Source organism: Phreatobacter sp. GW821-FHT04C01, from assembly GCF_059420385.1.
Window position 1 is genome coordinate 684652 of record NZ_JBWKTP010000001.1, and the last position, 26168, is coordinate 710819.

Consider the following 26168-nt stretch of genomic DNA (forward strand, 5'->3'; position numbering starts at 1 on the left):
TCTCGAGGTCGCAGGGGCAGAGGGCACGGCGGTCGGTCGCCGTGCGACGGCATGTCGTTCGTCCGGGTCGTCGCCGGCCGCCGCGGCTCCGGCTCAGCCGCCGGCGGCCTGACGGACCAACGGGCCGTAGCGCTCGGCGTCGCCGGCGATCTCGGCGTCGAAGGCCTCGGGCGTGGTGGTCGCGAGATTGACGCCCTGCTGTTCGAAGCGGGTCTTGATGTCGGCATCGCCGAGGCCCGCGGCAATGTCACGGGCGATCTGGGCGACCAGCGGTTTCGGCATGCCGGCCGGTCCCATGACGCCGAACCAGGCGTCGTAGGTGAAATCGGCGAGGCCGGCTTCCTTGAAGGTCGGCACGCCGGGCAGCTGCGCCATGCGTGTGTCGCCGGTGACGGCCAGGGCGCGCAACCGGCCGGCCTGGATCAGGTCGCCGCCGACATTGAAGAAGGTGAAGCAGAAGGCGCTGTCGCCACGCAGCACGCTGGTCTGGCTCTCCGGCATGCCGCGGTAAGGCACCAGCTGCATGCGCGTGCCGGTGACCTGGCGGAACACTTCGGCGGCGATGCCGGTCGAGCTGCCGAGACCGGCCGAGCCGTAATTGAGCTGGCCGGGCTTGGCCTTTGCCGCGTCGATCAGGTCCTTCAGCGTGCGGATGTCGCCTTCCGGCGGCGCCACCATGATCGAGGGCATGGAGGCGATCTTGGCGATGCCGCTGAAGTCCTTCACGGGATCGAAGGTGACGTCCTTGTTGACGCTGCGGATCACCGTATGGCCGTTGGAGGTCAGCATCAGCGTCAGGCCATCGGGTGCCGAGCGGGCGACGCCGCCGGTGCCGGCAATGCCGGGCCGGTTCTCGACGATCACCTGCTGGTTCCATTTCTCGCGCAGCTTTTCGGCGAGCGAACGGGCCAGGATATCGGTCATGCTGCCGGCGCTGAACGGAACGATCAGCCGGACCATCTGGTTGGGCACGGCCTGGGCGAACGAAGGCCGGCTGCCGAGGGCAAGGCCGGCTGCGCCGATCAGGGTCAGTCCAAGGGCTTGCCTGCGGTCGAGACGAGACATCGGGGGTTCCTCCGGATCCTGTATTTTGTCATGACATGGCTTTTCTTGGCGTAGCCTTGGCTTGGGCGAGGTCTTGTCGGTCGTCAGTTCTCAGGCACTGGGCGATGTGCTCAGGGCGCCGTCTTGGGCAAGGGCATGGCGAGCAGCACCACGACCGTGCGGTTGGTCAGGTTCTTGAGCGCGCGCTTCTCGTGCGGCGCGATGCGGCAGCTGTCCCATTGCCCGAGGGTGGCGGCGCCGCCCTCGGTCTCGACGGTCAGATCACCCTCGAGGACCACGTAGAATTTCTCTTCCGGCGAGCTCGACAGGTCGATGCTGCCTCCGGGGAGGATCTGCGACACGCCGAGCCACATCATGTCGGCGGGCCCGGCTTCGCGGCCCTGCATGCGCAGCATCCGCATGTCGTTGTGGCCGGGGGCCTGATAGGCTTTCAGATCGGCGAAGCGATTGACATGCATGGCGTTTATCCGTTCGGCAGGAAGATGACGCGATCACGCGCGGCGCTGAGCACCGCGACATAGGCCTCGCGCGCCCGGTCGAGCGGATAGATCGCGCGCTCCTCGATCGGAAACGGCTTCAGCGCGCCGGCGGCAAAACCCGGCACCAGGTCGCGCAGCACCTCGGCGGTGGCGATCGACGACAATGCCAGCGTATCGATGCCGACATAGGTATGGCGGCCGCGATAGAAGGCGAAGATGTCGAAAGGGACGGTCTGCTTCAGCGCCGCGATGAAGATCTGCCGGCCGAGCACCCTGAGCGACCGGGTGCCTGTCTCGTAATAGGGCTCGCCCACCGTGTTGTAGACGATGTCGGCGCCCTTGCCGTCGGTCAGGTCCTTGACGCGGGCGACCACGTCCTCGCTGGCCGAATTGATCACGGTCACCGGCCCGTTGGCATGGCCGGCATAACCCTCGGGCCGGCGCACCACGCCGATCACATGGGCGCCTTGCCAGGTGGCGATCTGGGCCGCGGCCTGGCCGACCTTGCCGTTCAGGCCGAGGATCAGCACGGTCTCGCCGGGCTTCGGCATGCCGGCGCGGCGGAAACCTTCCTGGGCGGTGACGAAGGGCACGCCGATGCCGGCGGCTTCAGCCAGCGTCACCCCGGCCGGCTTGTCGACCAGCGCCGCAGCCTCGACCACCAGGTGGGAGGCGTGGGTGCCGTCGCGGCGGATGCCGAGATCGCCCGACGAGCCGAACACCTGCCTGCCGATCAGATCGGCCGGGCCGTCGACCACCACGCCGGCATAGTCGCGGCCGGGCGTCCGGGGAAACACCGCATAGGGCATCATGCCGATCGCCGCCTTGGCATCGGACGGGTTGACGGCCGCGGCGCGGATCTCGACCAGGACATCCTCGTCGCGCCGGCGCGCGAGCGGCAGCGTCTCGATCGTCGGCACGATGGTCTCGACGCTGTCGGCCTTGGCGTTCAGCCTGAGGCTTCGCGTGACGAGCGCGGCCGTCTTCGTGCCTGTCACGGTCTTGGCCCCGGTCTCGGTTCTCGCATGCATGGCGTGCTCCGGATCAGGCCGCGCGCGACGGCAGGTGGAAAATCTCGCGCGCTTCGTCCGGACCGGCGATCTGGACGCCCAGCTCCTCGACGATGCGCCGGGCCTTCTCGACCATCGCCGCATTGGAGGGCGCGAGCGTTCCGCGGTCGAGATAGACCGCATCCTCGAGGCCGGTGCGGGCATGGCCGCCGGCGAGCACGGATTGCGCCACCATCGGGAAGCTCGACCGCCCCGTGCCGATCACGGTGAACTCGGTATCGGCCGGCAGCAGGTCGCGGGCATAGATCACGGTCTCGGGGCTGGGCTGGAAGCCGTATTTCACGCCCAGCACGAAGGAGGCGATGCAGGGCCCGGAAATCGAGCCGTCCTTGAGGAGGTCGTGCATCAGCGCGATGTCGCCGGAATCGAAGAGCTCGATCTCCGGCTTGACGCCGGCCGCGCGAATGACCTTGGCCATGCGCCGGACATTGCCGGGTGTGTTGATGACGACCTGGCCGCCGGAATTCATGGTGTTGAGGTCGAGCGTGCAGATGTCCGGCTTCAGCGCCGCGATATGCTCGACACGCTTTTCCGGCGCCAGCAGCGTGGTGCCGGGGGCAGCGATCTTCGGATCGTCCTCGGAGGGCACGAACCGGCCGCCCGGCCCGGTGGTGATGTTGAGTATGAGCTTTTGATTGCGGGCGCGGATGCGCGCCACCACGTCCTGGTAATATTCGAGCGCCATGGACGGCCGGCCGGTGCCGGGCTCGCGCACGTGGATATGGGTGACGGCGGCGCCGGCTTCGGCCGCGCCGAGACAGGCATCGGCGATCTCTTCCGGAGTGATCGGAAGATGCGGGGTCTGGTCTGGCGTGGTGAGGTTGCCGGTCACCGCGCAGGTGATGACGACCTTGTTCCGCATCGGGCGCATGAGTGTGTCCTTGAACGATTTCTTGAAGGCTTGGACCGTGGTCTTGAATGTGGAAGCGTCAGGTCACAGGGCCCGGCCGCCGTCGACGATGATCAACGAGCCGGTCGAATAGGTGAGATGGGTGGCGCAGGCGACGATGGCGCGGCCGACGTCATCGGGGGTCGCGACCCGCTTCAAGGGAATGGTCGGGGCGATCTTGGCCAGTTGTTCGGCGCCGCGTCCCGGCACGAAATCGGTATCGACCACGCCCGGCGACACGCTCATCACCCGGATCTCCGGGGCAAGCGCCCGGGCGAGCGACTTGGTCAGGGTGTCCATGCCGGCCTTGACCGCGGCATAGGCGAGGTTGGAGCCGACGCCGTTCAAGGCGGCGATCGACGAAACGTTGACGATGAGGCCGTTGCCGCTCGCCTCGAGCATCCGGCGGAAAGCCCGGATCGCGGCGAACTGGCCGCGCCAGTTGACCTGGAACATCCGGTCTATGAAGGCGTCGTCCAGGGCGTCGAGATCGCCCGACGGCACCGGCTTGGTGAAGCCGGCGGAATTGACCAGGATATCGGCACGGCCGAACTGCTGCTCGACCTGCGCCGCAAGCGCCGTCAACGTCGGCGTATCCTCCACCGTCGCGGTCGCCGCGAGGTGACCGGAGCCCGGCAGACTGGCGACGATGACATCCGCGGCGGCCTTGTCGGAGCGGTAGACGACGACGACCGTCGCGCCCTCGGCCGCCAGCAGATAGGCAGCGGCGGCGCCGATGCCGCCGGATCCGCCGAGCACCACCGCGACCTTGCCCTTCAACGCAGCACCCAGTGTCATCACATCCTCACTTGATCGGCGGAACCGGCAGAACCGCTTCGCCCGGCTCCATCGCGAAAGTATAGCGCAGCGTATAACCTTTGCCGGTCTTTTCGATGCCGCCGACCAGGGCCTTGGTGACGCCGAACACCACGTCGGTTTCCAGATATTGATCGCCCTCGACGAAGATCTGGGTGATCAGGGTCTTGAAGCCGGGCTTGTAGACGAGAAAATGGATATGCGCCGGTCGGAACGGGTGCCGGTTCTGGGCAGCCAGGAGCTTGCCGACCACGCCGTGGGTGGGCACCGGATAGCCGGCAGGCTTCACCGAGTGGAACGAAAAGACGCCGTCGGCGTCGGTCAGGAACTTGCCCCGCAGGTTCATGTCGGCCTGGGTCTCGTCCTGGTTTTCGTACATGCCGACCGGGGATGCCTGCCAGACGTCGACCTCGGCGCCGGCGATCGGCCGGCCTTCGGCATCGACCACGCGGCAGGAGGCGGCGAGTTCTTCGCCGGGCGTTTCCGAGCGGATGATCGAGCCGCCATTCTCCATTCGCGGCGAGTTCATGCGCCAGAACGGCCCGAGCAGCGCGGCCGCGGCCTCGGTATTGCCGGCATTGCCGTTGTTGAGCAGGCAGACCAGGGTGGAAAAGCCGACGGCATCCGAGGCCAGCACGGCCTCGTTATGGGTGTCGTTGGTCAATTGCCCGAGGCCGACGACGAATTCGATGGCCTTTTCCCATTCCGGCTCGGTCAGCCTGACGTCGCGCGCGAAGGCGTGCAGGTGCTTGACCAAGGAGGTCATGATCTCGGCGAGCCGGGGATCGCTCGTGTTGGCCATTGCCGCGAGAACGGCATCGGTCACCTGTTCCTGGCGTTCAATGATCATTTGTCTCTCTCCCCTGGGACAGATTTATTGCAATCGTTTGCAATCGTCAAGATCCGCCATTCCCAGGCGCTTCCGAACCGTTCTCGCCGGCGCTGGCCGGTGAAGCGGCGAAAACCGGCCGGCATTCGCGCTAGGCCGGCGCGTGCCGGTAGCCGGCTTCCGCCATCAGGCGCGTCGCGGATTCAGCCAGGCGCTCGCCGAGCAGCCGGCGCCGGTCGCGGTCGAACAGCAATTGGCCGCCCTGCTTGCGAATGATGCCGTCGACGATGACGGTGTCGACATTGCCGGCATGAGCCTGCTCGACCACGGAGAAGACGGGGTCGTGGACCGGGAAGAGATTGAGGTCGCCGGCGCGCAGCATGATCAGATCGGCCTTGTTGCCGGGCCGGAGCGAGCCGATCCGGTCGGCCATGCCGAGCGCCTTGGCACCGCCGACGGTTGCCCAGCGCAAGGCTTCGCGCGAGCGGATCATCGTCGGGCCCTGGCCGGCGGCCGCCCGGGCGCGGATCCGCGCATTGCGGGCAAACAGCAGCGCCATCTGCATCTCGCGCCACATGTCGCCCGAGACCATCGGCTCGACATCGATGCCGATCGAGGGCAGGCCGCCATGCTCGACCACCTTGGTCAGGGCCGAACCGTGCGGGTAGTCGTGCAGCTCGTTCATATTGGTCGAGGTGATCGAGCAGCCGGCGTCCAGGAGCTTGCCGACCTCGTCGCGGCTCAGGAGATTGCAGTGGACGAGATTGTGGTCCGGCCCGAGCAGGCCCATGGCGGCGAGCCGGTCGTAGCCGTCGGGCACGGCGGCGTCCCGATGGGCCTTGGTGACATGCGACGACGCCATCAGGCCGAGGTCGCGGGCGAGCCTCACATTGTGCAAGGTGGCTTCCCAGTCGGCCCAATGCGGGCCGGCAATGCCGAGCGCCAGGCTGACCGGGCCGTCATGGGCGAAGCGGCTGTGCTGCAACGCCAGCACCCGGTCGCGCGGATGCAGCCGGCGCTGCGGCAGCTTGCCGGGAGCGGCCGGCTCGCGCAGGCCGTCGCCGTGGACGAAGACGGCGCGGATGCCGGAGTCCACGAGGCCGTCGACCGAGCGTTCGGCCTGGTCGAGCGAACGGATGTTATGGCAATAGTCGAACAGCGTGGTGACGCCGCAATCGAGCTGGTTCAGCGCGCCGAACAGCGTGCCGAGATAATTGTCCTCGGCTGAATAGCGCGTGGCGATATCGCCGTAGAAATTGCGGAAATAGTCCGGTGCCAGCCATTCCGAGCCGATCGCCCGGAGGCCGGCCTGGAAGGTGTGCAGGTGCATGTTGATCAGCCCCGGCAGGACGATCATGTCCGAGGCGTCGATGGTGGCGTCCGCTGCGGCGCCGAGATCATGGCCGATCGCTTCGATGCGGTCGCCGTTCAGCAGCATGTCGGCCCGGCTGAGGTCGCCGAGACCGTCATCCATGGTGATCAGCCAGCCGCAGCGGATGAGCGTGCGCGCCATGGCGGTCAGCGTCCGAACGGAACGTAGCCGGCTTCGCCCATGATCCGCTCGACCGAGCTCGCCAGCTCGGTCATGCGCCGGCGCCGGACCGTTTCGGAGAAAGCGAGCTTGCCGTGGCGCTTCTGGACGACGCCGTCGATGAAGACGGTGTCGACATTGCCGGCATTGGCCTGTTCGACGATCGACAGGACCGGGTCGTGCACCGGGAACAGGTTCAGGTCGGTGCCGCGCAGCAGCACGATATCGGCCTTCTTTTTCGGGGTCAGCGTGCCGATCTGGCTGTCCAGGCCAAGCGCCTGGGCGCCGCCGATGGTCGCCCAGGCGAGCGCCTCGCGCGAGCGGATCGGCACCACCTGGAACGGCGGCTTCTTGTCGCGGGCATTCTCGCGCTGGCAGACCGAGAGCGCATAAAGCAAGGCGATCTGCATCTCGCGGAACATCTCGCCCGAGACCCGCGGTTCGACATCGACGCCGAGCGAGGGCATGGCGCCGAGCGCCCGGATGCGGCCGACCAGGGGATCGCCGGCATAACCGCGCAATTCGGTCTGCACGGTGGCGCAGGCGGTGACGCCGGCATCGACCAGGCGCTTCAGCTCCTCGTCGCCGAGGTAATTGCCGTGGACGACGGTATGGTCGGCGCCGATCAGGCCTTCGTCGAGCAGCGGGAAATAGCCGCGCGGATCGACCGCCAGTTCGGGCCGCTTGGTCGCATGGGTCGACGAGCGCAGGCCCATTTCGCGGGCGAGGCGGAGATTGATCCGGGTCGGCTCCATCTCGGCCCAATGGGGGCCGGCGACGCCGAGCGCCATGGTCACCAGCCGGTCGTCGCTGGCGAGCCGGCCCTTGCGGAATTTCTCGACCCGCTCACGCGGATTGATGCGTTTTTCGAAAGGCTCGGCCACCTCGCGTTCGGGCGGCAGCTTGCCGGCGCCCATGGTGAACACCGCGCGGATGCCGGAATCCTCCAGCGCATCGATCGAGCGCTCGGCCTGCTCGGTCGAGGTGATGTTGTGGCAATAGTCGTTCAGCGTGGTGACGCCACCGTCGATCTGGTTCAGCGCGCCGATCAGATTGCCGAGATAGTTGTCCTCGGGACCGTAGCGGGTGGCCATGCCGCCATGCAGATATTTGAAATATTCGCCATGAGCCCATTCGCAGCCAATGGCGCGCAGGCCGGTCTGCCAGGTGTGCAGATGGGCGTTCACCATGCCCGGCATGGCGATCATGTCCGTGGCGTCGACCACCTCGTCGGCCTCGGCGCGCAGGTCGGCGCCGATCGCGGCGATGCGGTTGCCGTCGATGAGAATTTCGCCGCCGCGCAGATCGCCGATGGCCGGATCCATCGAGACGATCCAGCCGCATTTGATCAATGTCTTGGCCATGATGGAGATCCTCAAGCGGCCTTCACGGAGAAGGAGCCGTCGCGCATGACGCGTTCGACGGAGGCGACCAGTTCGCGCTTGCGTTGCCCGAGGACATCGTCCGGGAAGACGCGGCGGCCGGCCTGCTTGCGAATGACGCCGTCGATGACGACGGTATCGACATTGCCGGCGCTGGCCTGCTCGACGATCGACAAGAGCGGGTCGTGGACCGGGAACAGGTTCAGGTCATTGGCGCGCAACATGACAATGTCGGCTTTCTTGCCGGGCGTCAGCGAGCCGATCTGGTCTTCCAGGCCGATCGCCCGGGCATTGCCGATGGTGGCCCAGGCCAGCGCCTCGCGCGACCGGATCGGAATGGTCTTGAGCGGCGGCTTGCCGGCGGCGGCATTGTCGCGGAGCGAAGCCCAGCGGGCATGCAGCAGGGCCGCCTGCATCTCGCGGAACATCTCGCCGGTGACGATCGGCTCGACGTCGATGCCGATCGAGGGCATGCCGCCGAAATTGCGCACGCGCAGCGTCACCGGCTCGGCGGCATGGCCGTGCAGCTCGACCAGCACGGTGCCGGTCACCGAGGCGCCGGCCTCGACCAGCGCCTTCAATTCGTCGTCCTCGATATAGTTGCCGTGGACGAGGTTATGGTCGGGGCCGATCAGGCCGGCCTCGACCAGTTTCTTGTAGCCGCCCGGCGCGACCTGATCGGGGATCTTGCGGGTGGCGTGCGAGCTCGACAGCAGATTCAGCTCGCGGGCGAGCCTGAGATCCTGCTCGGCGACCTCGTAGGTGCCCCAATGCGGTCCGAGGATCGCCATGGCGAGCGTCACCAGTCGGTCGTCAGAGGCAAAGCGCCCGTTGCGCAGCGCCTCGATCCGGTCGCGCGGATGCGGCACGTGGGTATAGGGCAGCTCGCCGGCCCTCGTCGGCGGCTTGGCCGTGCCATGGGCGAAGACCGCGCGAATGCCGGATTCCTCGAGGCCGTCGACCGAGCGCTCGGCATGGTGCAGCGAGGTCAGGTTGTGGCACCAGTCGAGAATGGTGGTGGTGCCGCTGTCGATCTTGCTGAGCGCACCGATCAGGTTGCCGATATAGTTGTCGTCGGGGCCGTAGCGGGTCGCCAAATTGGCGTGGATATTGGCGTGGTAATCGGGCCCGAGCCATTCCGAGCCGATGGCGCGCAGGCCGGTCTGCCAGGTGTGGACATGGGCGTCGATCAGCCCGGGCATGACGATCATGTCGCTGGCGTCGATCACCGCGTCGGCGTCGGCCTCGATGCCCTTGCCGGCGGCGACGATGCGGCTGCCTTCGACCAGCAGGCGGGCGTTGCGGTGGTCGCCGATGGTATCATCCATCGTGACCAGCCAGCCGCACTCGATCAGCGTCCGTTTCATGACGTTTCTCCAGAGGCCGTCGTCCGGCCGAAGTTCAGGTCGGGTTTGGTATCAGCGGGTGCGCCAGCGATTGACCTTGCCGTCGAGATGCTGCTGACCCTTGGTGAGCAGGATGCCGAGGAAGGCCAGCAGCAGCAGGATGGCGAAGACCTGGCCGGTCTCCAGGATCTGGCCGGCGAGCTGCAGCTTGGCGCCGAGGCCGTAGCGGGCCGTCTGCATCTCGGCCGCGACGACCAGGATGATGGAGATGCCGAGGGCCAGACGCAGGCCGCCGAAGATCGCCGGCACGGCGGCCGGCAAGACCACCTTGCGCTGGATCTGCACGGCGCTGGCGCCGAGGTCGCGGGCGGCCAGGATCAGGCCCTCGTCGCATTGGCGCACGCCGATAATGGTGTTGACCAGGATCGGGAAGATGCAGCCCAATGCCGAAAGCGCGATCTGGAAGGCATTGCCGCTGCCGAGCCAGATGACCAGCAGCGGCACGAGGGCGATCTTCGGCACGGGATAGAGAGCGGCGACGAAGATGTCGCAGATCGCATAGATCCGCTTCGACATGCCCATGAGCAGGCCGAGGCCGACACCGACCACCGCGGCGAGGAAGAAACCGGCGAAGATGCGGTAGAGCGTCAGGACGAGGTCGTAGGCGAGGCCCTTGGTGGCGAACAGGTCGTAGAGCGTGACGATGACCAGCGAGGGCCTGGGCAGGAAGATCTCCGGCACGTCGAACAGCGGGATCGAGACCTCCCAGAACACCAGGAACAGCGCCATCGCCACCGGGCCGTAGAACCAGGTGTCGTCGCGCAGCCGTTCGTCCTTGAAATCGGGCGTGGGCTTGGCCTCCGCGATGGCATTCGTCTCGGCGATAATCTTGGGGTCGGCCAGGGCCGAGCGGTTGATATCCGACATCGTGGCAGCCCTCAGTTCATCATCGCCTTGCGCACTTCGTCGCGCAGCAGGCCATAGATCTCGGAGAAATATTCACCGAAGCGCTTGTCGTTCTGGACATCGATGCCGCGTGGGCGCGGCAGGTCGATGTCGAGGCTCCTGGCGACGCGGCCGGGACGCGCGGTCATGACGATGACGTGGTCGGCGAGGAAGATCGCCTCCTCGATCGAATGGGTGATCAGGATCACCGTCTTGGCGCTGGCTTCGACCAGGGTGGACAGCTGTTCCTGAAGGTAGAGCCTGGTCTGGGCGTCGAGGGCGCCGAAGGGTTCGTCGAGGAACAGGATGTCGGGCGACTGGACGAGGCCGCGGGCAAGGCCCACGCGCTGTTTCATGCCGCCGGAGAGCTGGCCGGGATAGTGCTTTTCGAAGCCGGCGAGCTCGACCGCCTTGATCGCCTCGGCCGCCTTGGCCTGGCGCTCGGAGAGCGGCACGCCGGCGAGTTCCAGGCCGAAGGCGACATTGTCGATGACCGAGCGCCAGGGCAGGAGATTGAAGGACTGCCAGACGGTGGCCATGCGCGGCGCCTCGCCCGGGCTTTGCTTGCCGGAACCGTCGCCGTAAAGGAAGCTCACCTTGCCGGCGCTGGCTTCCACCAGGCCGCGCAGGATCAAGAGCAAGGTCGACTTGCCGCAGCCGCTCGGACCGACAATGGCGGTCACCTTGCCGGCCGGAAAGACGCAGGACACATCGGTCAGAGCGGTGGTCGGCGGCCGCGTCCGGCTGAGAAACCGGTGCGACAGCCCTTCAATCGAAATCGCCTCGAACTGCATGACGGGACAAGCGCCTCCCTGCGCTTTCGTGATGATCGCCGTGGGGGCCGGATCAGATGAACGGGTTCTTCTCGGTCATCCGCTGCTTGGCCTCCTTGATGGCGCGATCGTCGAACAACTGATTGTCGGGCACGCTGCGGGCCAGGAGATCGGTGCGCTCGCGCCAGAACTTCTGCTGGGCGATGATCGAGGCCATGTTCGGCGTGCCGTCGATGGTCATGAAGGTCCAGCGCGGCCGGGTCTCGTCGATCACCGCCGGTGTCAGGCCGGTGCCGTCGGCCAGGATCTTGAGCACCTCCGGATTGCCGCTCTTGGCGGCTTCCATGTAGTCGGCATTGCCCTGCATGATCGCCATAGAGAAGCGCACCGCGGCCGAGTGCCGTTCGCGCAGGAATTTTTCGCTGGCGACCGAACAGGCCAGCACGAAATCCGGCGCCAGTTCGTCGCTCCAGGTGGCGACCTTGCCGATGCCCTGTTTCTGCGCGGCATAGGCGCCGGGCAGCGGCATGTTGATGATGCCGATGCGGTTCTGCTTCATCAGCGGCAGGCTGACATTGGGGCTCATACCCCAGGACCATTCGACGTCGTCGGCCTTCAGGCCGGCGCGCTCCAGGCCCATGGTGTGGAGATAGTGGGCGACGCTGCCGCGCGAGGAGATGCCGATAATGGCACCCTTGGCCTGCTTGTAGCCGTCGGGACCGCGGAAGCCCTTCTCCCACAATTCGTTGGAGACCATGATGGAGTTGGAACCCCAGCCGGCTGCCTCGCGGCCGCGCTCGAAGAACATCCGAAGGCCGGCGCCCTTGGCCATCAGGTTGAACAGGCCGGCGCTCAGGGTGGCGCCGGTGACGTCGAGTTCGCCGGCGGCCAGCGCCGGCATCGACAGGCTGCCGTCGACATGGCTCGACGGCACGATCTCGATGTTGAGCTTCTTGAAATAGCCCTTGGCCTCGGCAATCAGGTAGGGCCCGGCGGAAATGTAGGGCGCGAAGCCCATGCGGATGCGGGCCGGCTCCAGGAAGTTCGACTGGGCGAAGACCTCGGGGCTCTGCACCAGCCCTGCCGCGGCCACCGATCCGGCCACAAATCCACGTCGCGTTATCTTGGTCATGGCGCCCCTCCATTCATGTTTGGTTCGATGCGGATCGCCTTCCAATACGCCAGAGCGCCGGAATACGTCACCGCAATCGATTGCAAGCTAGGTCGGACGAGATCGCCGAGTCAACTGAAGTTTGACCGCGCCCGGTGGATTGCAGGAATGCGTGGTCTTGCCGCTCAGTGGCGCGGGGCTGCGGTCGAAGCCCGGAAAACCAGATCGGGGGCCAGGACGATGCGGCGAATCGGTGCCGTCGCGCCGGTCATCCGCTCCAGCAGGAGACGTGCGGCATCGCGTCCCATCTCGCGCGGACCGATGCGAATCGTGGTCAGCGGCGGCTCGACCATGTCGACCAGCGGCATGTCGTTGTGACCGACCACCGAGACATTGCCGGGACAGGCGAGGCCGCGCGCGGCAAGCGCCTTGTAGGCGCCGAGCGCCAGCAGGTCGTTGGCCGCGGCGATGGCGGTCAGGCCGGGATAGCCGTTCAGCAAGGCGGCGGCGGCGCGCTCGCCCTCGTCGCGATCATAACTTGCCGCCTCGACGATGGCTTGGGGCGGCACGGCCAGGCCATGGGCGGCCATGCTCTGCTCGAAGCCGATCCGCCGCAAATGGCCGGTCGACAATGTCGACGGGCCGGCGAGGTGACCAATGGCGCGATGGCCGAGGCCATGGAGATGGTCGACCGCCGCGCGCATGCCGGCGATATCGTCGGAAACCACCGACGAGGCGCGGTCGGAATCGTCGGCGCGGTTGACCAGCACAACATGAACACCTTCGGCCAGGCAGTGCTCCAGGACGGGATCGTCGCGGCTGACGGTGGCGAGCACCAGGCCGTCGACCCGGCGGGCGATCAGCTCGTCGATCAAGGCCATGCGCGGGCCGAGCTCGGTGCCGGCATCGGCGACAATGGTCGAATAGCCTTCGGCCCCGAGAATCTCGGCAATGCCTGAGATGATCGGCGAGAACACCGGATTGGTGATGTCGGGCACCAGCACGCCGACCAGGGTGGAGCGGCGGGTGCGCAGGCTGGCGGCGACCGGATTGGGCCGGTAGCCCAGTTGCTGCGCGGCGGCGGTGATGCGGTCGGCGACGTCGTCGGCCACCAGATGGCGCTTGGTCGGGTCGAGCGCCCGCGACACCGTCGAGGGATGAACGCCGACCTCGTCGGCGAGGCGGCGCAGGTTCACCCGGGGCCGTGGTTCGATGGGGGAGCTCGCCATGCGCTGCCTCTGCATTCATTCTGCAAGATCGCGCGTTTGCCGGGTGTCCGTCGACCGCCTGACCGAGGTTGCACAGGTCGACAACCGATTGCAAACAACTTCCCCGATTTGCCGCAGCAATCGGCGCGGCGTGGGAAATCAGTCACATGGGCGGCGACATGCCGGCCTGGACGCAACCGGGGCTTGTGCCCGATTGCATCTGCGTCCGTCTTCGCCTGCGCGATCTGTCATCGATCGTCGATCGGGTTATCATGGCCAGGCGGCGCAACCATTCGGGACCGTCTCAGTCGCTCCCGCCGGTTCAGGCGACGCTGTCGAATTGCGGAGCTTGGCCATGCGACGACGCTCATGCCTTATCGGACTGGCCGGCTGCCTGGCGGTTTCCGGACTGGTCGCGACCAACCGGAGCGCTGCCCAGCCGGCGCCACCCGAGGCGCTCAGGGCCTGGAACCAGATCGAGCAGGTGCTGACGTCGCCCCGCTGCATCAATTGCCATCCGGTCTCGGACCGGCCGGCGCAGACCGACGCCCGGCACGTCCACCGCATGAATGTCGTTCGCGGTCCGGCCGATCACGGCGCGCCTGGCCTGCATTGCGCGGCCTGCCATCAGGAACGCAACAACGACGCGAGCGGCGTGCCCGGCGCGCCGCACTGGAAACTGGCGCCGCGATCGATGGGCTGGGTCGGGCTGAGTTCGGCGGCGCTGTGCCGCACCTTGAAGGACCCTCAGGCCAATGGCGGCCGGACACTGGCCGCCCTTGCCGATCACATGCGGTCCGACGCGCTGGTGCTCTGGGCCTGGCAGCCCGGCCGCAACGGGCGCGGCGAGGAACGCCGTCCGCCCCCGGTTTCGATCGAGGCGCTCAGCCAGGCCCTCACCGTCTGGGTGGCGGCGAATGGGGCCTGTCCCGACTGACCACGGTGTGCCCGATGGGAGAGGCGCTTCAGTTGCTCCCCGGCGCGGCTCTGCGCGTCCCGGGCGGCGTCGTAACGCCGGCCGGCGTGCCCGGGCAGGGCAGGGGCGCCAGCGGACCATGGGTCCGCCGGCCTCCACGCCCCAGCCGTCAAGGTCGCTCAGGGATTCGGGATCAGGTGCGTCCGAGCGCGTAGAACTCGTCGTTCGGGCGCATGCTCGTCACGTTGGCGAGGCGGTTCGACATGCCGAAGAAGGCAGCGATGGCGCTGATGTCCCAGGCGTCCTCGTCGGAGAAGCCATGGGATTTCAGCTCGGCGATGTCGGCATCGCCCACCGCATAGGCCTCGAACGACACCTTCATGGCGAAGTCGAGCATGGCCTTCTGCCTGGTGGTGATATCGGCCTTGCGGTAGTTGATCGCGACCTGGTCGGCGATCAGCGGGTTCTTGGCGCGAATGCGCAGGATCGCGCCATGGGCGACCACGCAATACTGGCATTGGTTGGCATTGCTGGTGGCCACGACGATCATTTCGCGCTCGGCCTTGGTCAGGTTGCCGGGCTTGTCCATGAGCGCGTCGTGATAGGCGAAAAAGGCGCGGAACTCGTCGGGCCGGTGCGCCAGCACGAGGAACACGTTGGGTACGAAACCCGACTTCTCCTGCACCGCCAGGATACGGGTGCGGATGTCGTCCGGCATGTCGGCGAGTTCCGGCACCGGAAATCGGCTGATGGGGGGCTTGCTCATGACGGCCTCGACTGGTCGTGGGTGAAGGAGGAAACAGCGGCGGTCAGGTGTTGGGGTCGACGACGACGCGACCCCGGACCTGGCCGGCGAGCAGTTCGGGCGCGATCTCGAGGGCCTGCGCCAGGCTGATCCGGCGCGTCATCGTGGCCAGTTTGGCCCGGTCGATCTCGGCGTCCAGCAAAGCCCAGGCCTGGCGGCGCAGGGCGAGCGGCGCCATGACGCTGTCGATGCCGGCGAGCGTCACGCCGCGCAGGATGAAGGGGGCGACGGTCGCCGGAAAATCGAGCCCCTGCGCCAGGCCGCAGGCGGCGACCGCGCCGCCGTAGCGCGTGCCGGCGCAGACATTGGCGAGGGTGTGGCTGCCGACGCTGTCGACGGCGCCGGCCCAGCGCTCCTTGGCGAGCGGCTTTCCGGCGGCGGAGAGTTCGGCGCGGTCGATCAGGTCATGGGCGCCGAGCTGTTTCAGATAGGCCTCTTCCGACCGGCGGCCGGTGGCGGCGATCACCCGGTAGCCGCGCCTGGCCAGCAACGCCACCGCGATCGATCCGACCCCGCCGCAGGCGCCGGTCACCAGCACGTCGCCCTTGTCGGGCGAGATTCCCTGGCGCTCCAGCGCCATGACGCAGAGCATGGCGGTATAGCCGGCGGTGCCGATCGCCATGGCGTCATCGGAGGAGAGGCCCTCGGGGCGCGCGACCAGCCAGTCGCCCTTGACCCGGGCCACCTGGGCGAGGCCGCCCCAATGGCTCTCGCCGACACCCCAGCCGTTCAGGATGACCGCCTGTCCCGGCTGCCAGGCCGGATGGCTGCTGTCTTCGACGATGCCGGCGAAATCGATGCCCGGCACCATCGGGAAGCTGCGCACGACCGGCGCCTTGCCGGTGATGGCGAGAGCATCCTTGTAGTTGAGCGTCGAGCGCTCGACCCGCACGGTCACATCGCCCGCAGGAAGCGCGGCGCGATCGACTTCGGTGACGCGCGCGCCGTAGCCGGCTTCGGTCTTGTCGACGAGGAGGGTTCGGAAGGCGGACATGTCGATGGCGCTCATTGGGTGCGGGAAAACCAGGGGTTCAGAAGGTCGTCGGCCGGGACCACCGCGCTCGCCATTGACGCCTCGACGGCGCGTGCGAGCTCTTCCACCGGGCGGCTTTCGGCGAAGGCGGGTTCGCACGGGAAGACGCGGCGATCGAGGATGCGCAGGCGATCGGCTTCGGGCCGCGGGTTCTCGCGCATCAATGCCGGCATGGTGGCGGCGATCTCGGACATCAGACACCCGACGGGATGGCGGCGAAGACGGCCCGGATCCGAACGGCCGTTACGGGGGGATCGAGGCTTTCGGTTTATTACAATATCAGAATTAGAAATATCAATATCAATTTAGGCGGACGCTCCCCCGTCACCCCGCCGGGTCGGCACGGCCGGTCCGGTCGCGCCGGCTGCGCCAGTCCTGCGCCTCGGCATATTTCGCGCGCAGATAATCCATCAGTTCGGTGAAGGCTTCTTCGCCGGCCCGTGGATTGCGGGCATGGACGGCCATGAGAATGCGCCGGTGGTAGGCCGCGATCTTTTCGCGGTCGCGAAACTTGAAGACCACCATATTGGCCGGCGGCATGAGCGCCTCGAGCACGACCTGCATGACGAAACTCATGACGCTGTTGCCGCTCGCGGTGGCGATCGCCCGGTGAAAGCCGACATCCGCCGCGCAGAAATCCGTGTCGGCCAGCGTGGTGTCTTCCTGCAGGAGAAGCTGGGTTTCCATGGCGGCGAGATCGTCATTGCTGCGCCGCTGCGTGGCATAGCGCAGGCAGATCAAACCCAGGTCGTGGCGGACTTCGGCAATGTCGACGAGGGAAAACGAGCCCATGCTGCTCAACAGCGCCATCATGCCGATGACGCTCTCACGCGCCTGTTCCACGCTCGGCCGGTTGACGAAGACGCCGCCGCCCGGGCCGCGCTTGGAGCGAATGAGATGTTGCGCCGCGAGCCGTTTCAGCGCCTCCCGAATGGTCGGGCGGGAGACGCCGAAGGTTTCCGCGAGATCGTCTTCGGTCGGCAGCCGCTCGTCGGTCTTGAGCCCGCCGGCGAGGATGCTGGCCCGGATGCTGTCGGCGATGTGGCGGGTCACGCCGCCGGCCGCCGGCGGTGACGATTGTTCGGCCAGGTTCAGTCCGGTGGCTCGGTCGCTCATGACGCTTCTTCCAAACTCCGCCGGCATTGGCCCCACGGGTCACACCATGGCCGCCGCATCGCTCGGCCGCAGCATAGATCGCGAGCAGGCTATTGATGCAAGGTGATCCTATTGTGATATCGCTTTTTTGTGGTTTCGGCGAATTCCAATTTTGGACGGGTTCTGGACCGGCGCGGGCTGAACGCCGTCCCAGGCGCGCGGTGTTCGCCGCAGGCGTCACCCTTCTTCTCGCGGATGCTCCTGTGCCGTCCGGGATCTCGCTTCGTCACGATCGCCGGTCGTCCAGGCGCCCGGTCGAGGGCAGGGAACGACCGCGGGCCATTGGCCCGCAGTCGAACGTCGTGCGTCGCGGGCTGCCCGCGGCGGCCGCCGGTCCGGGCGTCAGGCCAGCCGGTTGACCGCCTCCAGGCCCTTGCGTTCCGGCTCGATGCCGAGGATCGCCACCACGGCGATCATGATGGCCAGCGCGATGCCCATCATGATCAATACGCCGGTCACGCCATAGGCCAGGAACAACGGCCCGACGATCAGCGGCACGACGATGCTGGCGCTGCGGCCGGCGGTGTTGCAGATGCCGACGGCGCGCAGCCGGAGCTCGGTTGGAAACAGCTCGGGGATATAGATGCCGAACAGCAGGGCGACGAGAATGTAGATCGGCACGGTGAGCAGGAAGCCGAGCGCCGCGATCAGGACCGGGTCGGTGGCCAGGGGAAACAGGGCGGCAAGGACCATGGCCGAGGCGGCCGCGCCGATGATCGTCGGCTTGCGGCCGATAGGGTCGGCGGCGAAGGCCCCGATGGTCGAACCGATGGGGCCACCCAGTGCCATCAGCAATGAAAAGCCGAAGCTGCGGGCGACATCCTGCCCCTGACTGATGAAGAAGGTCGGCAGCCAGGAAATGAAGCCGTAGATCAATGTGTTGACGACGATCAGCGAGACGCAGCCGACGACCATGCGCGCCAGGAATGGCGGCTGCGCCAGGGCCTTCAGGCCGAGTGCCTGGGGCGGCTTGGCGGGGGCGGGCAAAGGCGCGGGCAAGGGCTGGCCGTCGGCGGCTTGCCGCTCGATATCGGCGATGATCGCCTCGGCCTCGGCATTGCGCCCGACCGACTCGAGCCAGCGCGGCGATTCCGGCAGGCCCTTGCGCAATACCCAGGCGATCAGCGCGCCGCAGCCGCCGATGAGGAACATCACGCGCCAGCCATAGGCCGGGATCAGCAGCCAGGCGAGCAGGGCCGAGGCCGGCAGGCCGGCGGTGACAATGGTCGCGATCATGCCGGACCAGCGACCGCGTACGCTCGGCGGCACGAATTCGGTGATCACCGAGTAGCCGACGACGACTTCGGCGCCGAGGCCGAGACCCATGACGAATCTCAGGCCGATCAGCGTCTCCATGTTGGGAGCGAAGGCCGAGAGAATGGCGGCTCCGCCGAACAGGATGAGATTCCACTGATAGGTGCGCTTGCGGCCGTAGCGATCACCCAGGAAGCCGGCGAGAAAGGCGCCGAGCATCATGCCGACGAAGGTCGAGGAGATGAACAGGCCGTTCTGCGCGATCGTCGAGAAATTGCTCTTCAGGGTCGAGCCGAGGACGCTCGCGGCCAGATAGATGTCGAAGCCCTCGAAGAACATGCCGACGGCGACGAGACCAAAGATCTTGCGGTGAATGTGCGATACCGGCAGCCGGTCGAGCCGGGCTCCGACGTTGATGATGGACATGCTGTTCCCCGTGGTTGGATGCATCACTGTCTGCGTCGCGTTTCGCGATCATCGGATGCCGGCGCTCGTTGCCGCGAGCCGTCGGTTTCTGCGCGTCGCATGAGCCGGAGATCCGGTTGGAGCGTGGCTCGTTGACGTATGCAATCGATTGCATAAATTCATGGCTTGTCAAGTGCGTGGTTGTTGCCCTGTCGTCGGACGTGCATCCGGGACGCGCGAAAATGCAGTACTGCAAAGGCTTTCCGGTCGCGCCGCGAGGACGCGCAGACAGTGGCCGGGCCGGCCTTTCACCGCCGATCGTGAATCGAAATGTGCAATCGATTGCCAGCGGGAGGGAAGGCGCCCGGCGCCGGATGCTCAGCCGCCGGTTGCGGGCCGGTCGCGTTGTTCCAGCGCATGGAGCAGCTTGGCGAGCAAGCCGATCAATTGGGTCCGCTCGTCGTCGTCGAGGGCCGACAGGGTCTCGGCCAGGCCCCGGAAATGCCGGGCAATCGCCTCGTCGGCCAGCAGCCGGCCCTTGGGGGTCAGGCGGACGACCAGGCTGCGCCGGTCGGCCGGGTCGGGAACGCGCTCGACCAGGCCGAGTTGCGCGACCTTGTCGATGCGATTGGTCACCGCGCCTGAACTCAGCAGTGAATCGCGCAGGATATCGGTCGGCCGCAGCGCGAAGGGCGGGCCCGAGCGCCGAAGCGTGACGATCAGGCTGAAGGCTTCCCAGGTCAGGCCGAGCGGGCCGAGCAGGTCTTCGGAACCGCGCAGCAAATGCGCCGAGATGCGCTGCAGGCGGCCGAAGATCTCCAGCGGCCAGGCGATCAGGTCAGGCCGCTCGCGGCCCCAGCCTTCAACAAGGGCCTGCACGGAATCCGCGGGCTCGGGGCGCTTCGCCATGTTTTCGCACCAGGTTCAAAATTTATCTTGACGTCAAGATAATCAACATTAGCATACCTAGCATGAAGAGAAGCCGGGCCTGGCGCAAGGCCCGGCTTCGCAAGCCGCCGTGGGACAATGGCGGGTTCGCCGCGATGTCGCCGGGAACCACCTCGGGCAGGCCATGCCGCCGGCACAGGCGGTTCGTTCGATCAGGCCCGGCCCGGCGGCATGTCGGAGGCGGCGGCTCGGGTCATGGTCCGGGCGTGCGCTTTCGCTCCGTCCAGGCTGGATTCGATGTTCTCACCGGCAATGACCATGGGCGGCCTGGTTTCGGCACGCCGAGGCAAGACGAGGCTTTGCGATGGCACGCATTCTGATCAAGAACGGCTATGTGGTGACGGTTGGCCCACGCCGCGACGTTCATCCAGGCGGCAGCCTGATCATCGAGGATGGCAGGATCGTCGCGGTCGGCGCCGAGGCGATCGATGAACGATCGGGCGGCTTTGCCGAGGTGATCGATGCCGGCGGCAACCTCGTCCTGCCGGGCCTCATCAACATGCATCAGCACCATTGGTACACGCTGTTCAAGGGCCTGGCCGACGGCATGCTGCTGGAAGACTGGATCACCGATCTCGTCTTCAGGCTGGTGCCGCATCTGACGCCGGAGGCCATGCGGCTCGCGAGCTATCTCTGCGGCATGGAAATGCTGGCGACCGGCACCACCACCTCGCTCAACCATTCGGTCACGGTGACCACGCCGGAACTGGTGCGTGCCACCATCGAGCCGCAAGCCGAGCTCGGCCTGCGCCAGGTCTTCGCCAAGGAGCTGCGTTGCCGGACGCCGCGTTTTGCCGCCCATCCGCTCAGCCTGGATGAATCGATCGCGGCCTTCGATGAAGAATGCGCGCGTTGGCAGGGCGCCGCCGATGGTCTCGTGCGCATGGGCATGGTGATCGAGGCCAATGCCCATTGGACCGCATCCGGCATGAGCACGGAGGAGCTGATCACCAGCGGCTACCAATTGGCCCGCCGGCACGGATTGAAGATCAGTTCACATATCGCCGGCGGTACCTTCTCGATCGAAAAGGGTTTCCTGAAACATCTGCGCGAGACCGGCCGGACCGATGTCCGCTACCTCATGAGCCTTGGCGTTCTCGACCAATCCTGGCTGTTGATCCACGGCATCCATTGCACCGATCTCGACCTCGACCAGATCGCCCATGTCGGGGCTCATCTGGTCTACACGCCGACCAGCGAAGCCATGCGCGGCGGCGGCATCGGGCCGTTCGTCACGGCTCAGGCCAAGGGCGTCAATACCGCGCTCGGCACCGACGGGCCGATGGTCGACTATTCCAACGACATGGTCGAGCAGATGAAGGCCTGCACGCTGATGCAGCATCTTCGCCATCTCGATCCGACGCGCATGCCGGTCGAACGGACCCTGGAAATGGCGACGATCAATGCGGCGCAGGCGCTGGGCATGGCCGATGAGATCGGCTCGCTCGAAGTCGGCAAGCGTGCCGACCTGGCCATCTTCGACCTTCACCGCCCTCACATCGGCATGCTGCACCGGCCGCTCTCCACCTTCATTGCGGCGGGCAAGGGAACCGACGCCAAGCTCGTCATGGTCGACGGCCGGGTGACCTATCGGGACAGCCGCTTCATTCACGGCCCTGGCCATGAGGCGGTCGCCCGCGAGGCCGGCATGGTGTCACGCGAAATCATTGAAAAAGCCGGCCTGTCCGGCCGGCTCGCACCAGCCTGGCGAAGCTGACGGCCCAACCTGCCGCCGGGGCGCGCAACCCTTGGTTCGCGCGGTCTGTGGCCGTCGCGCCACACGGCCCGAACAATCCTCGCTGTCCCCGGCATGCTCGCATTGTCCGCCGGCCGTTCAAAAGCAAGGCAAATCCGCGCCCGGCCCGCAGCTCTTTTGAATCGCTATAAATCATTGAGTTTGCGTTGTTTTCGAATTCGGGGCTGATGCATTCGAAGGGGCGGCCGGAGCGATCCGGACGGTTCCTCTGCGACCTTGCCGCGCCGTCCGGCGCGTGCCCACCGACATGTCTGATGCGCCGGCCATGACCTCAGCCTCGACCGATATCATCCGCGGCCCCACCGATCTCGATGTCCTGTTCCGGACCTATCACCAGGACCTGACGCGGTTTGCCCGGGGCAAGCTGCGCGACCGCGAGGCCGCCGCCGATCTCGTCCAGGACACGTTCCTGCGCTATCTCGCCCATGAGGCGCATGGCGAGACCCGCCTGGCGCCGGCCAGCCCGCGCTTCTTTCTCTGGCGCATCGCCAGCAACCTGATCATCGACATGGTCAGGCGCGATCGGCGGCGTGGCCAGTTCGCCTCGCTCGACCAGTTCGAACACGAACTGGTCTGCCCGGCGCCGGCGGCCGACCGCCGGCTGATGGCGCGCCAGGAATTCGAGATCATCAAGCAGGCGCTCGACGACCTGCCGCCGAAGGCCCGCGCCGCCCTGCTGCTGAGCCGGGTGGAAGGCCTCGGCCATGCCGAGATCGCCGGCCGGCTCGGCGTTTCCGCCAGCATGGTGACGAAATATATCATGACCGCGCTGCGCCATTGCGTGAAACGGCTGGCGGCCTTCGACCTCTGATCCACGCCGAAGTCTTTTTCAGCGGCCTGCGCCGCCGGTGTGGTTGCACACGCCCCGCGCGTCTTCATTGACAAGGACCCGATGCTGCCTGCTACGGCGACGCAATGATGTTCCGGCGCGAGCCCCGCATGACCAACGAACCGCCCGACGCGCCGCTCGATCCGATGACCGATGCGGCGCTCGCCTGGCTGGTCCGTCTGCATTCCGGCGAGGCCGGCGAACAGGACTGGTCGGACTATCGGGCATGGAAGGCGGCGAACAGCGAGCAACGGCATGCCGCTGATTTCGCCGAACGCCTGTGGGAGCGGCTCGGCCCGGCGCTCAAGCCGAAACGCCGGCCCAGGGGACGCGGCGCCGCCATAGCCGTGGTGACGCTCGCGGTCCTTGCCGGAGCCGGCTTCGCCGGTGGCCTGTTCGGGCCACCCGCGGCCTATTTCGCCGATCACCGGACCTCGCTCGGCGAACGGCGCACGGTGGCGCTGGCCGACGGATCGACCATGGAGCTCGACGCGAACACCAGCGTCGACATCGACTTCGGTGCCGACCGCCGGCGGCTGGTGCTCCATGCCGGCCAGATCTTCGTGACCGTGGCGCCCGATCCGGCCCGTCCCTTCGCGGTGCAGGCGGGCGCCGGCACGACCCAGGCGCTGGGCACCGCCTTCGATGTGCGCAGCCAGGGCCAGGGCGCGCGCATCGTGGTGACCGAACATGCCGTGCGTGTCGCTTATGCGGGAGCCGGCGAGACGGCGACGGTCGATGTCCGGGCCGGCCAGCAGGTCGCCTATGCGCCGGCGAGCGGGCTCGGGCAGCCCGAGCCGGTCGATACCGGCATGCTGACCGCCTGGCGGCGCGGCCAGGTGATCTTCGACGGCCGTCCGCTCGGCGATGTGGTCGCCGAACTGGCGCGTTATCGGCGCGGCCGGATCCTGATCACCGACAGCACGGTCGGCGATCTGCCGGTGACCGGCATTTTCAGCACCGCCGATGCCGATGCTTTCGTCGATGCGCTGCCGGCGATCCTGCCGGTGCGGGTGTGGCGTCTGCCCGGGCTGGTGCTGATCCGGCGCGATCCGGATCGGCCGTTCCAGCACCAAAACTAGAACGGCTCCAATGTTTCGTCCGCGACTGTCGTTTCGTCGCGCGCCGTCGTCTTCCCCATCAGGACCTTCGCGGCCGGCCGCCTCCGCTGCGGTGCCGAGAGATTTTTATGGGGACGCAGATGCAGGGCAGGGACGGCGCCACGGGCGGCAGGACATTGGCATTGCTGATGTGTTCGACGGCATGGCTGGCGATCCATCCGGTCGGGCCGGCACAGGCGCAGCAGCGGCAGGCGGTACCGGTGGCAGCATCCGCCGGCCGTGCGACCGTGATGTTCGATGTCCCGGCCGGGCCGGTCGGCGTCGCGCTGACCCGATGGGCCGAGACCGCTCGCCTCAGGCTGCTGGCCTCGACCGAGATGCTGCGCGGCCTGCGCACAGCCGGGGTCTCGGGCGCCCATCCGCCCGAGCAGGCGCTCCGGCAATTGCTCGCCGGCACCGGCCTCAGCTATCGCTTCACCAATGCCTCGACGGTTGCGATCAGCCGGCCGGGGGCCGCCGCCACAGGCGCCGCCGGCGAGGGCGCCATCGCACTCGACACGATCGACGTGCAGGGGGCCGGCGGCGGTGACGGCACGATCGGTTATGTCGCGACCCGCACCAATGCGGTGACCAAGACCAATACCCCGCTGATCGAGACGCCGCAGTCGATCTCGGTGGTCTCACGCCAGGAGCTCGAGGACCGCAACGTCCAGACGCTGACCGAGGCGGTGAACTACACGCCGGGGGTCAGGACCGGCAGCGCCGGCTTCGATTCGCGCTTCGACTCCTTCACCATTCGCGGCTTCGACGTGACCTATAACGGCATCTATCGCGACGGGCTGCGCCAGCCGGCCGCCAACATGGCGATCTACAAGGAAGAGCCCTACGGCATCCAGGAGGCCGTCGTGCTGCGGGGGCCGAGTTCGTCGCTGTTCGGATCCGGCTCGCCCGGCGGCCTGGTCAACCTCATTTCCAAGCGTCCGACCAGCCAGCCGCTGCGCGAGGTCGAGCTGCAGGTCGGCAATTGGGACCGCTATCAGGGCAGTTTCGATTTCAGCGGGCCGGTCGACCAGGACGGCCATTTCCTTTACCGGCTGACCGGCCTCGTCAGGGATTCGAAGAACTGGACGCTGGGCGGCCGGGACGACCGGGTCAATCTCGCGCCGTCCTTCACCTGGCGGAACGACCAGACTTCGCTGACCGTGCTCGCCGAATATCAGAGTTCCAAGACTCCGGCGGCGTTCCCCTATTATGCGACGACGAATGGCGCACGGTCGCCGGCCTATTCCAGCGATCCGGCGTTCAACGCCATGGATCAGACCCAGTTCCGCATTGGCTACCTGTTCGAGCACCGGTTCGACGAGGTGCTGACCTTCCGCCAGAACTTCCGCTACGCCCATGTCGATGCCGATGTGAAATATGTCGGCATCAGCGCCATCGACACCGGCACCATGACGGCGTCACGCTACACCGGCCGCGTCCGCGACGTCGTCGACGGCATCACCATCGACAACCAGGTGCAGGCCAATTTCGTGACCGGCGCGGCCCAGCACAGCTTGCTGGTCGGTGTCGACTATATGCGCAGCCAGCTGAACGACCGGATGGGTTTTGGCGCCGCTCCGGATCTCGACCTGACCACGCTCAATTACGGCGCTCAGCCGATCTCGGCGCCGGCGCTGACCAGCGCCATGACGCAGAACCAGAGCCAGGTCGGCCTCTATGCCCAGGACCAGGTGAAATGGGGGCGCTGGGTTCTGACCGTCGGCGGCCGGCAGGATTGGGTGGAAACCGCGACGCGCGATATCACCGGCAATACGAGCGACGCGAAGTCGGACCATGCCTTCACCGGCCGCGCCGGGCTGACCTATGTCTTCGATTCCGGCTTTGCGCCCTATGTCAGCTATTCCACCTCTTTCGTGCCCAATCTCGGTCGCAACCTGTCGACGAACGTGGCGTTCAGCCCCACGACCGGTTCGCAGGCCGAGATCGGCATCAAATATCAGCCGGCCGGTTTCAACGGCTTCGTCACCGCGGCCCTGTTCGAGCTGACCCAGAATGGTGGCCTGGTGACCGAAGGCGGCATTCAGGTTCAGCGTGGCACCATCCGGGCGCGCGGGCTGGAGCTGCAGGGCGTCGCCAGCCTCGGCAACGGCATCAGCGTCAACGCCTCCTATACCCATCTCGATCTCGTGACGGTGAAGGGTTCGCCCGATACGGTCGGCAAGGCGCCGTCGGGCATTCCCGGCGATTCCTTCTCGCTCTGGGCCAATTACGCCGTGCCCCCGGGTGATGCCTGGTCCGGCTTCAGTATCGGCGCGGGCGTGCGTTATACCGGTTTCACCTATGGCAATGACCAGAACACCTTCCGCTCGGATGCCGTCGCCCTGGTCGATGCCGCGATCCGCTACAATTTCGGTGCGGTCGACAAACGCCTCTCCGGCCTGACCCTCAAGATCAACGCGCAGAACCTGTTCGACCGGGACTTCACCACCTGCCAGGCCGGCTATTGCTACATGGGTGCGCGCCGCACGGTCGTCGCCAGCCTGAACTACCGGTGGTGAC

The 26168-nt window shown here is 66.9% G+C and carries 24 protein-coding genes; 5 read left to right on the forward strand and 19 right to left on the reverse strand.

Annotated elements, in window-relative coordinates:
• Positions 1-93 precede the first annotated feature (93 nt).
• From AC07WJ_RS03225 to AC07WJ_RS03285, 13 genes are all read right to left on the reverse strand, one after another.
• Complete coding sequence (locus AC07WJ_RS03225) at positions 94-1065, reverse strand: Bug family tripartite tricarboxylate transporter substrate binding protein (protein WP_494933083.1); 972 nt, start codon at positions 1063-1065, stop codon at positions 94-96.
• A 110-nt stretch (positions 1066-1175) separates the two neighbouring features.
• Positions 1176-1523: a cupin domain-containing protein gene (locus AC07WJ_RS03230; RefSeq protein WP_494933084.1), complete on the reverse strand. Its 348-nt coding sequence runs from the start codon at positions 1521-1523 to the stop codon at positions 1176-1178.
• Positions 1524-1528: 5 nt separating this feature from the next.
• The gene (locus AC07WJ_RS03235) at positions 1529-2542 is read right to left on the reverse strand and encodes a quinone oxidoreductase family protein (protein WP_494933822.1); all 1014 of its coding nucleotides are present in this window, start codon (positions 2540-2542) and stop codon (positions 1529-1531) included.
• Positions 2543-2588: 46 nt separating this feature from the next.
• On the reverse strand, positions 2589-3476 hold the full coding sequence (locus AC07WJ_RS03240; protein ID WP_494933823.1) for a beta-keto acid cleavage family enzyme: 888 nt from the start codon (positions 3474-3476) through the stop codon (positions 2589-2591).
• Between the two features lie 72 nt (positions 3477-3548).
• Positions 3549-4301, reverse strand: a complete 753-nt coding sequence (locus AC07WJ_RS03245) for an SDR family NAD(P)-dependent oxidoreductase (protein ID WP_494933085.1) — start codon at positions 4299-4301, stop codon at positions 3549-3551.
• Positions 4302-4308: 7 nt separating this feature from the next.
• Positions 4309-5169, reverse strand: coding sequence for a dioxygenase family protein (locus tag AC07WJ_RS03250; RefSeq protein ID WP_494933086.1), 861 nt, complete (start codon positions 5167-5169; stop codon positions 4309-4311).
• 130 nt (positions 5170-5299) lie between these two features.
• Positions 5300-6661: an amidohydrolase family protein gene (locus AC07WJ_RS03255; protein WP_494933087.1), complete on the reverse strand. Its 1362-nt coding sequence runs from the start codon at positions 6659-6661 to the stop codon at positions 5300-5302.
• Positions 6662-6666: 5 nt separating this feature from the next.
• Complete coding sequence (locus AC07WJ_RS03260) at positions 6667-8043, reverse strand: amidohydrolase family protein (RefSeq protein WP_494933088.1); 1377 nt, start codon at positions 8041-8043, stop codon at positions 6667-6669.
• Positions 8044-8054: 11 nt separating this feature from the next.
• The gene (locus AC07WJ_RS03265; RefSeq protein ID WP_494933089.1) at positions 8055-9428 is read right to left on the reverse strand and encodes an amidohydrolase family protein; all 1374 of its coding nucleotides are present in this window, start codon (positions 9426-9428) and stop codon (positions 8055-8057) included.
• A gap of 51 nt (positions 9429-9479) precedes the next feature.
• Positions 9480-10334: an ABC transporter permease gene (locus AC07WJ_RS03270; protein WP_494933090.1), complete on the reverse strand. Its 855-nt coding sequence runs from the start codon at positions 10332-10334 to the stop codon at positions 9480-9482.
• 11 nt (positions 10335-10345) lie between these two features.
• Positions 10346-11146 (reverse strand): ABC transporter ATP-binding protein, encoded by an 801-nt coding sequence (locus AC07WJ_RS03275; protein ID WP_494933091.1) that lies wholly within the window; start codon positions 11144-11146, stop codon positions 10346-10348.
• A gap of 52 nt (positions 11147-11198) precedes the next feature.
• Positions 11199-12257 (reverse strand): ABC transporter substrate-binding protein, encoded by a 1059-nt coding sequence (locus AC07WJ_RS03280; protein WP_494933092.1) that lies wholly within the window; start codon positions 12255-12257, stop codon positions 11199-11201.
• A gap of 164 nt (positions 12258-12421) precedes the next feature.
• Positions 12422-13465, reverse strand: coding sequence for a LacI family DNA-binding transcriptional regulator (locus AC07WJ_RS03285; protein WP_494933093.1), 1044 nt, complete (start codon positions 13463-13465; stop codon positions 12422-12424).
• Between the two features lie 334 nt (positions 13466-13799).
• Here AC07WJ_RS03285 and AC07WJ_RS03290 point away from each other — a divergent pair, with 334 nt between their 5' ends.
• Complete coding sequence (locus tag AC07WJ_RS03290; RefSeq protein ID WP_494933094.1) at positions 13800-14381, forward strand: hypothetical protein; 582 nt, start codon at positions 13800-13802, stop codon at positions 14379-14381.
• A gap of 172 nt (positions 14382-14553) precedes the next feature.
• Here AC07WJ_RS03290 and AC07WJ_RS03295 read toward each other — a convergent pair whose 3' ends face one another.
• From AC07WJ_RS03295 to AC07WJ_RS03320, 6 genes are all read right to left on the reverse strand, one after another.
• Positions 14554-15126 carry a peroxidase-related enzyme gene (locus AC07WJ_RS03295; RefSeq protein WP_494933095.1) on the reverse strand — a complete coding sequence of 191 codons (573 nt, stop codon included), beginning with the start codon at positions 15124-15126 and terminating at the stop codon, positions 14554-14556.
• A 43-nt stretch (positions 15127-15169) separates the two neighbouring features.
• Positions 15170-16159 (reverse strand): acrylyl-CoA reductase (NADPH), encoded by a 990-nt coding sequence (acuI, locus tag AC07WJ_RS03300; RefSeq protein WP_494933096.1) that lies wholly within the window; start codon positions 16157-16159, stop codon positions 15170-15172.
• A gap of 11 nt (positions 16160-16170) precedes the next feature.
• A complete protein-coding gene (locus tag AC07WJ_RS03305) occupies positions 16171-16392 on the reverse strand; it encodes a hypothetical protein (protein ID WP_494933097.1) in 222 nt (73 codons plus the stop codon).
• 130 nt (positions 16393-16522) lie between these two features.
• The gene (locus tag AC07WJ_RS03310; protein WP_494933098.1) at positions 16523-17314 is read right to left on the reverse strand and encodes a FadR/GntR family transcriptional regulator; all 792 of its coding nucleotides are present in this window, start codon (positions 17312-17314) and stop codon (positions 16523-16525) included.
• Between the two features lie 381 nt (positions 17315-17695).
• Positions 17696-19033, reverse strand: coding sequence for an MFS transporter (locus tag AC07WJ_RS03315; protein WP_494933099.1), 1338 nt, complete (start codon positions 19031-19033; stop codon positions 17696-17698).
• A 357-nt stretch (positions 19034-19390) separates the two neighbouring features.
• Complete coding sequence (locus AC07WJ_RS03320) at positions 19391-19921, reverse strand: MarR family winged helix-turn-helix transcriptional regulator (RefSeq protein ID WP_494933100.1); 531 nt, start codon at positions 19919-19921, stop codon at positions 19391-19393.
• Positions 19922-20264: 343 nt separating this feature from the next.
• Here AC07WJ_RS03320 and AC07WJ_RS03325 point away from each other — a divergent pair, with 343 nt between their 5' ends.
• From AC07WJ_RS03325 to AC07WJ_RS03340, 4 genes are all read left to right on the forward strand, one after another.
• On the forward strand, positions 20265-21677 hold the full coding sequence (locus AC07WJ_RS03325) for an amidohydrolase family protein (protein WP_494933101.1): 1413 nt from the start codon (positions 20265-20267) through the stop codon (positions 21675-21677).
• A gap of 304 nt (positions 21678-21981) precedes the next feature.
• Positions 21982-22527, forward strand: coding sequence for an RNA polymerase sigma factor (locus tag AC07WJ_RS03330; protein WP_494933102.1), 546 nt, complete (start codon positions 21982-21984; stop codon positions 22525-22527).
• A 128-nt stretch (positions 22528-22655) separates the two neighbouring features.
• Positions 22656-23627, forward strand: a complete 972-nt coding sequence (locus AC07WJ_RS03335) for a FecR family protein (protein ID WP_494933103.1) — start codon at positions 22656-22658, stop codon at positions 23625-23627.
• 119 nt (positions 23628-23746) lie between these two features.
• On the forward strand, positions 23747-26167 hold the full coding sequence (locus AC07WJ_RS03340) for a TonB-dependent siderophore receptor (protein ID WP_494933104.1): 2421 nt from the start codon (positions 23747-23749) through the stop codon (positions 26165-26167).
• The last annotated feature ends 1 nt before the right edge of the window (position 26168 follow it).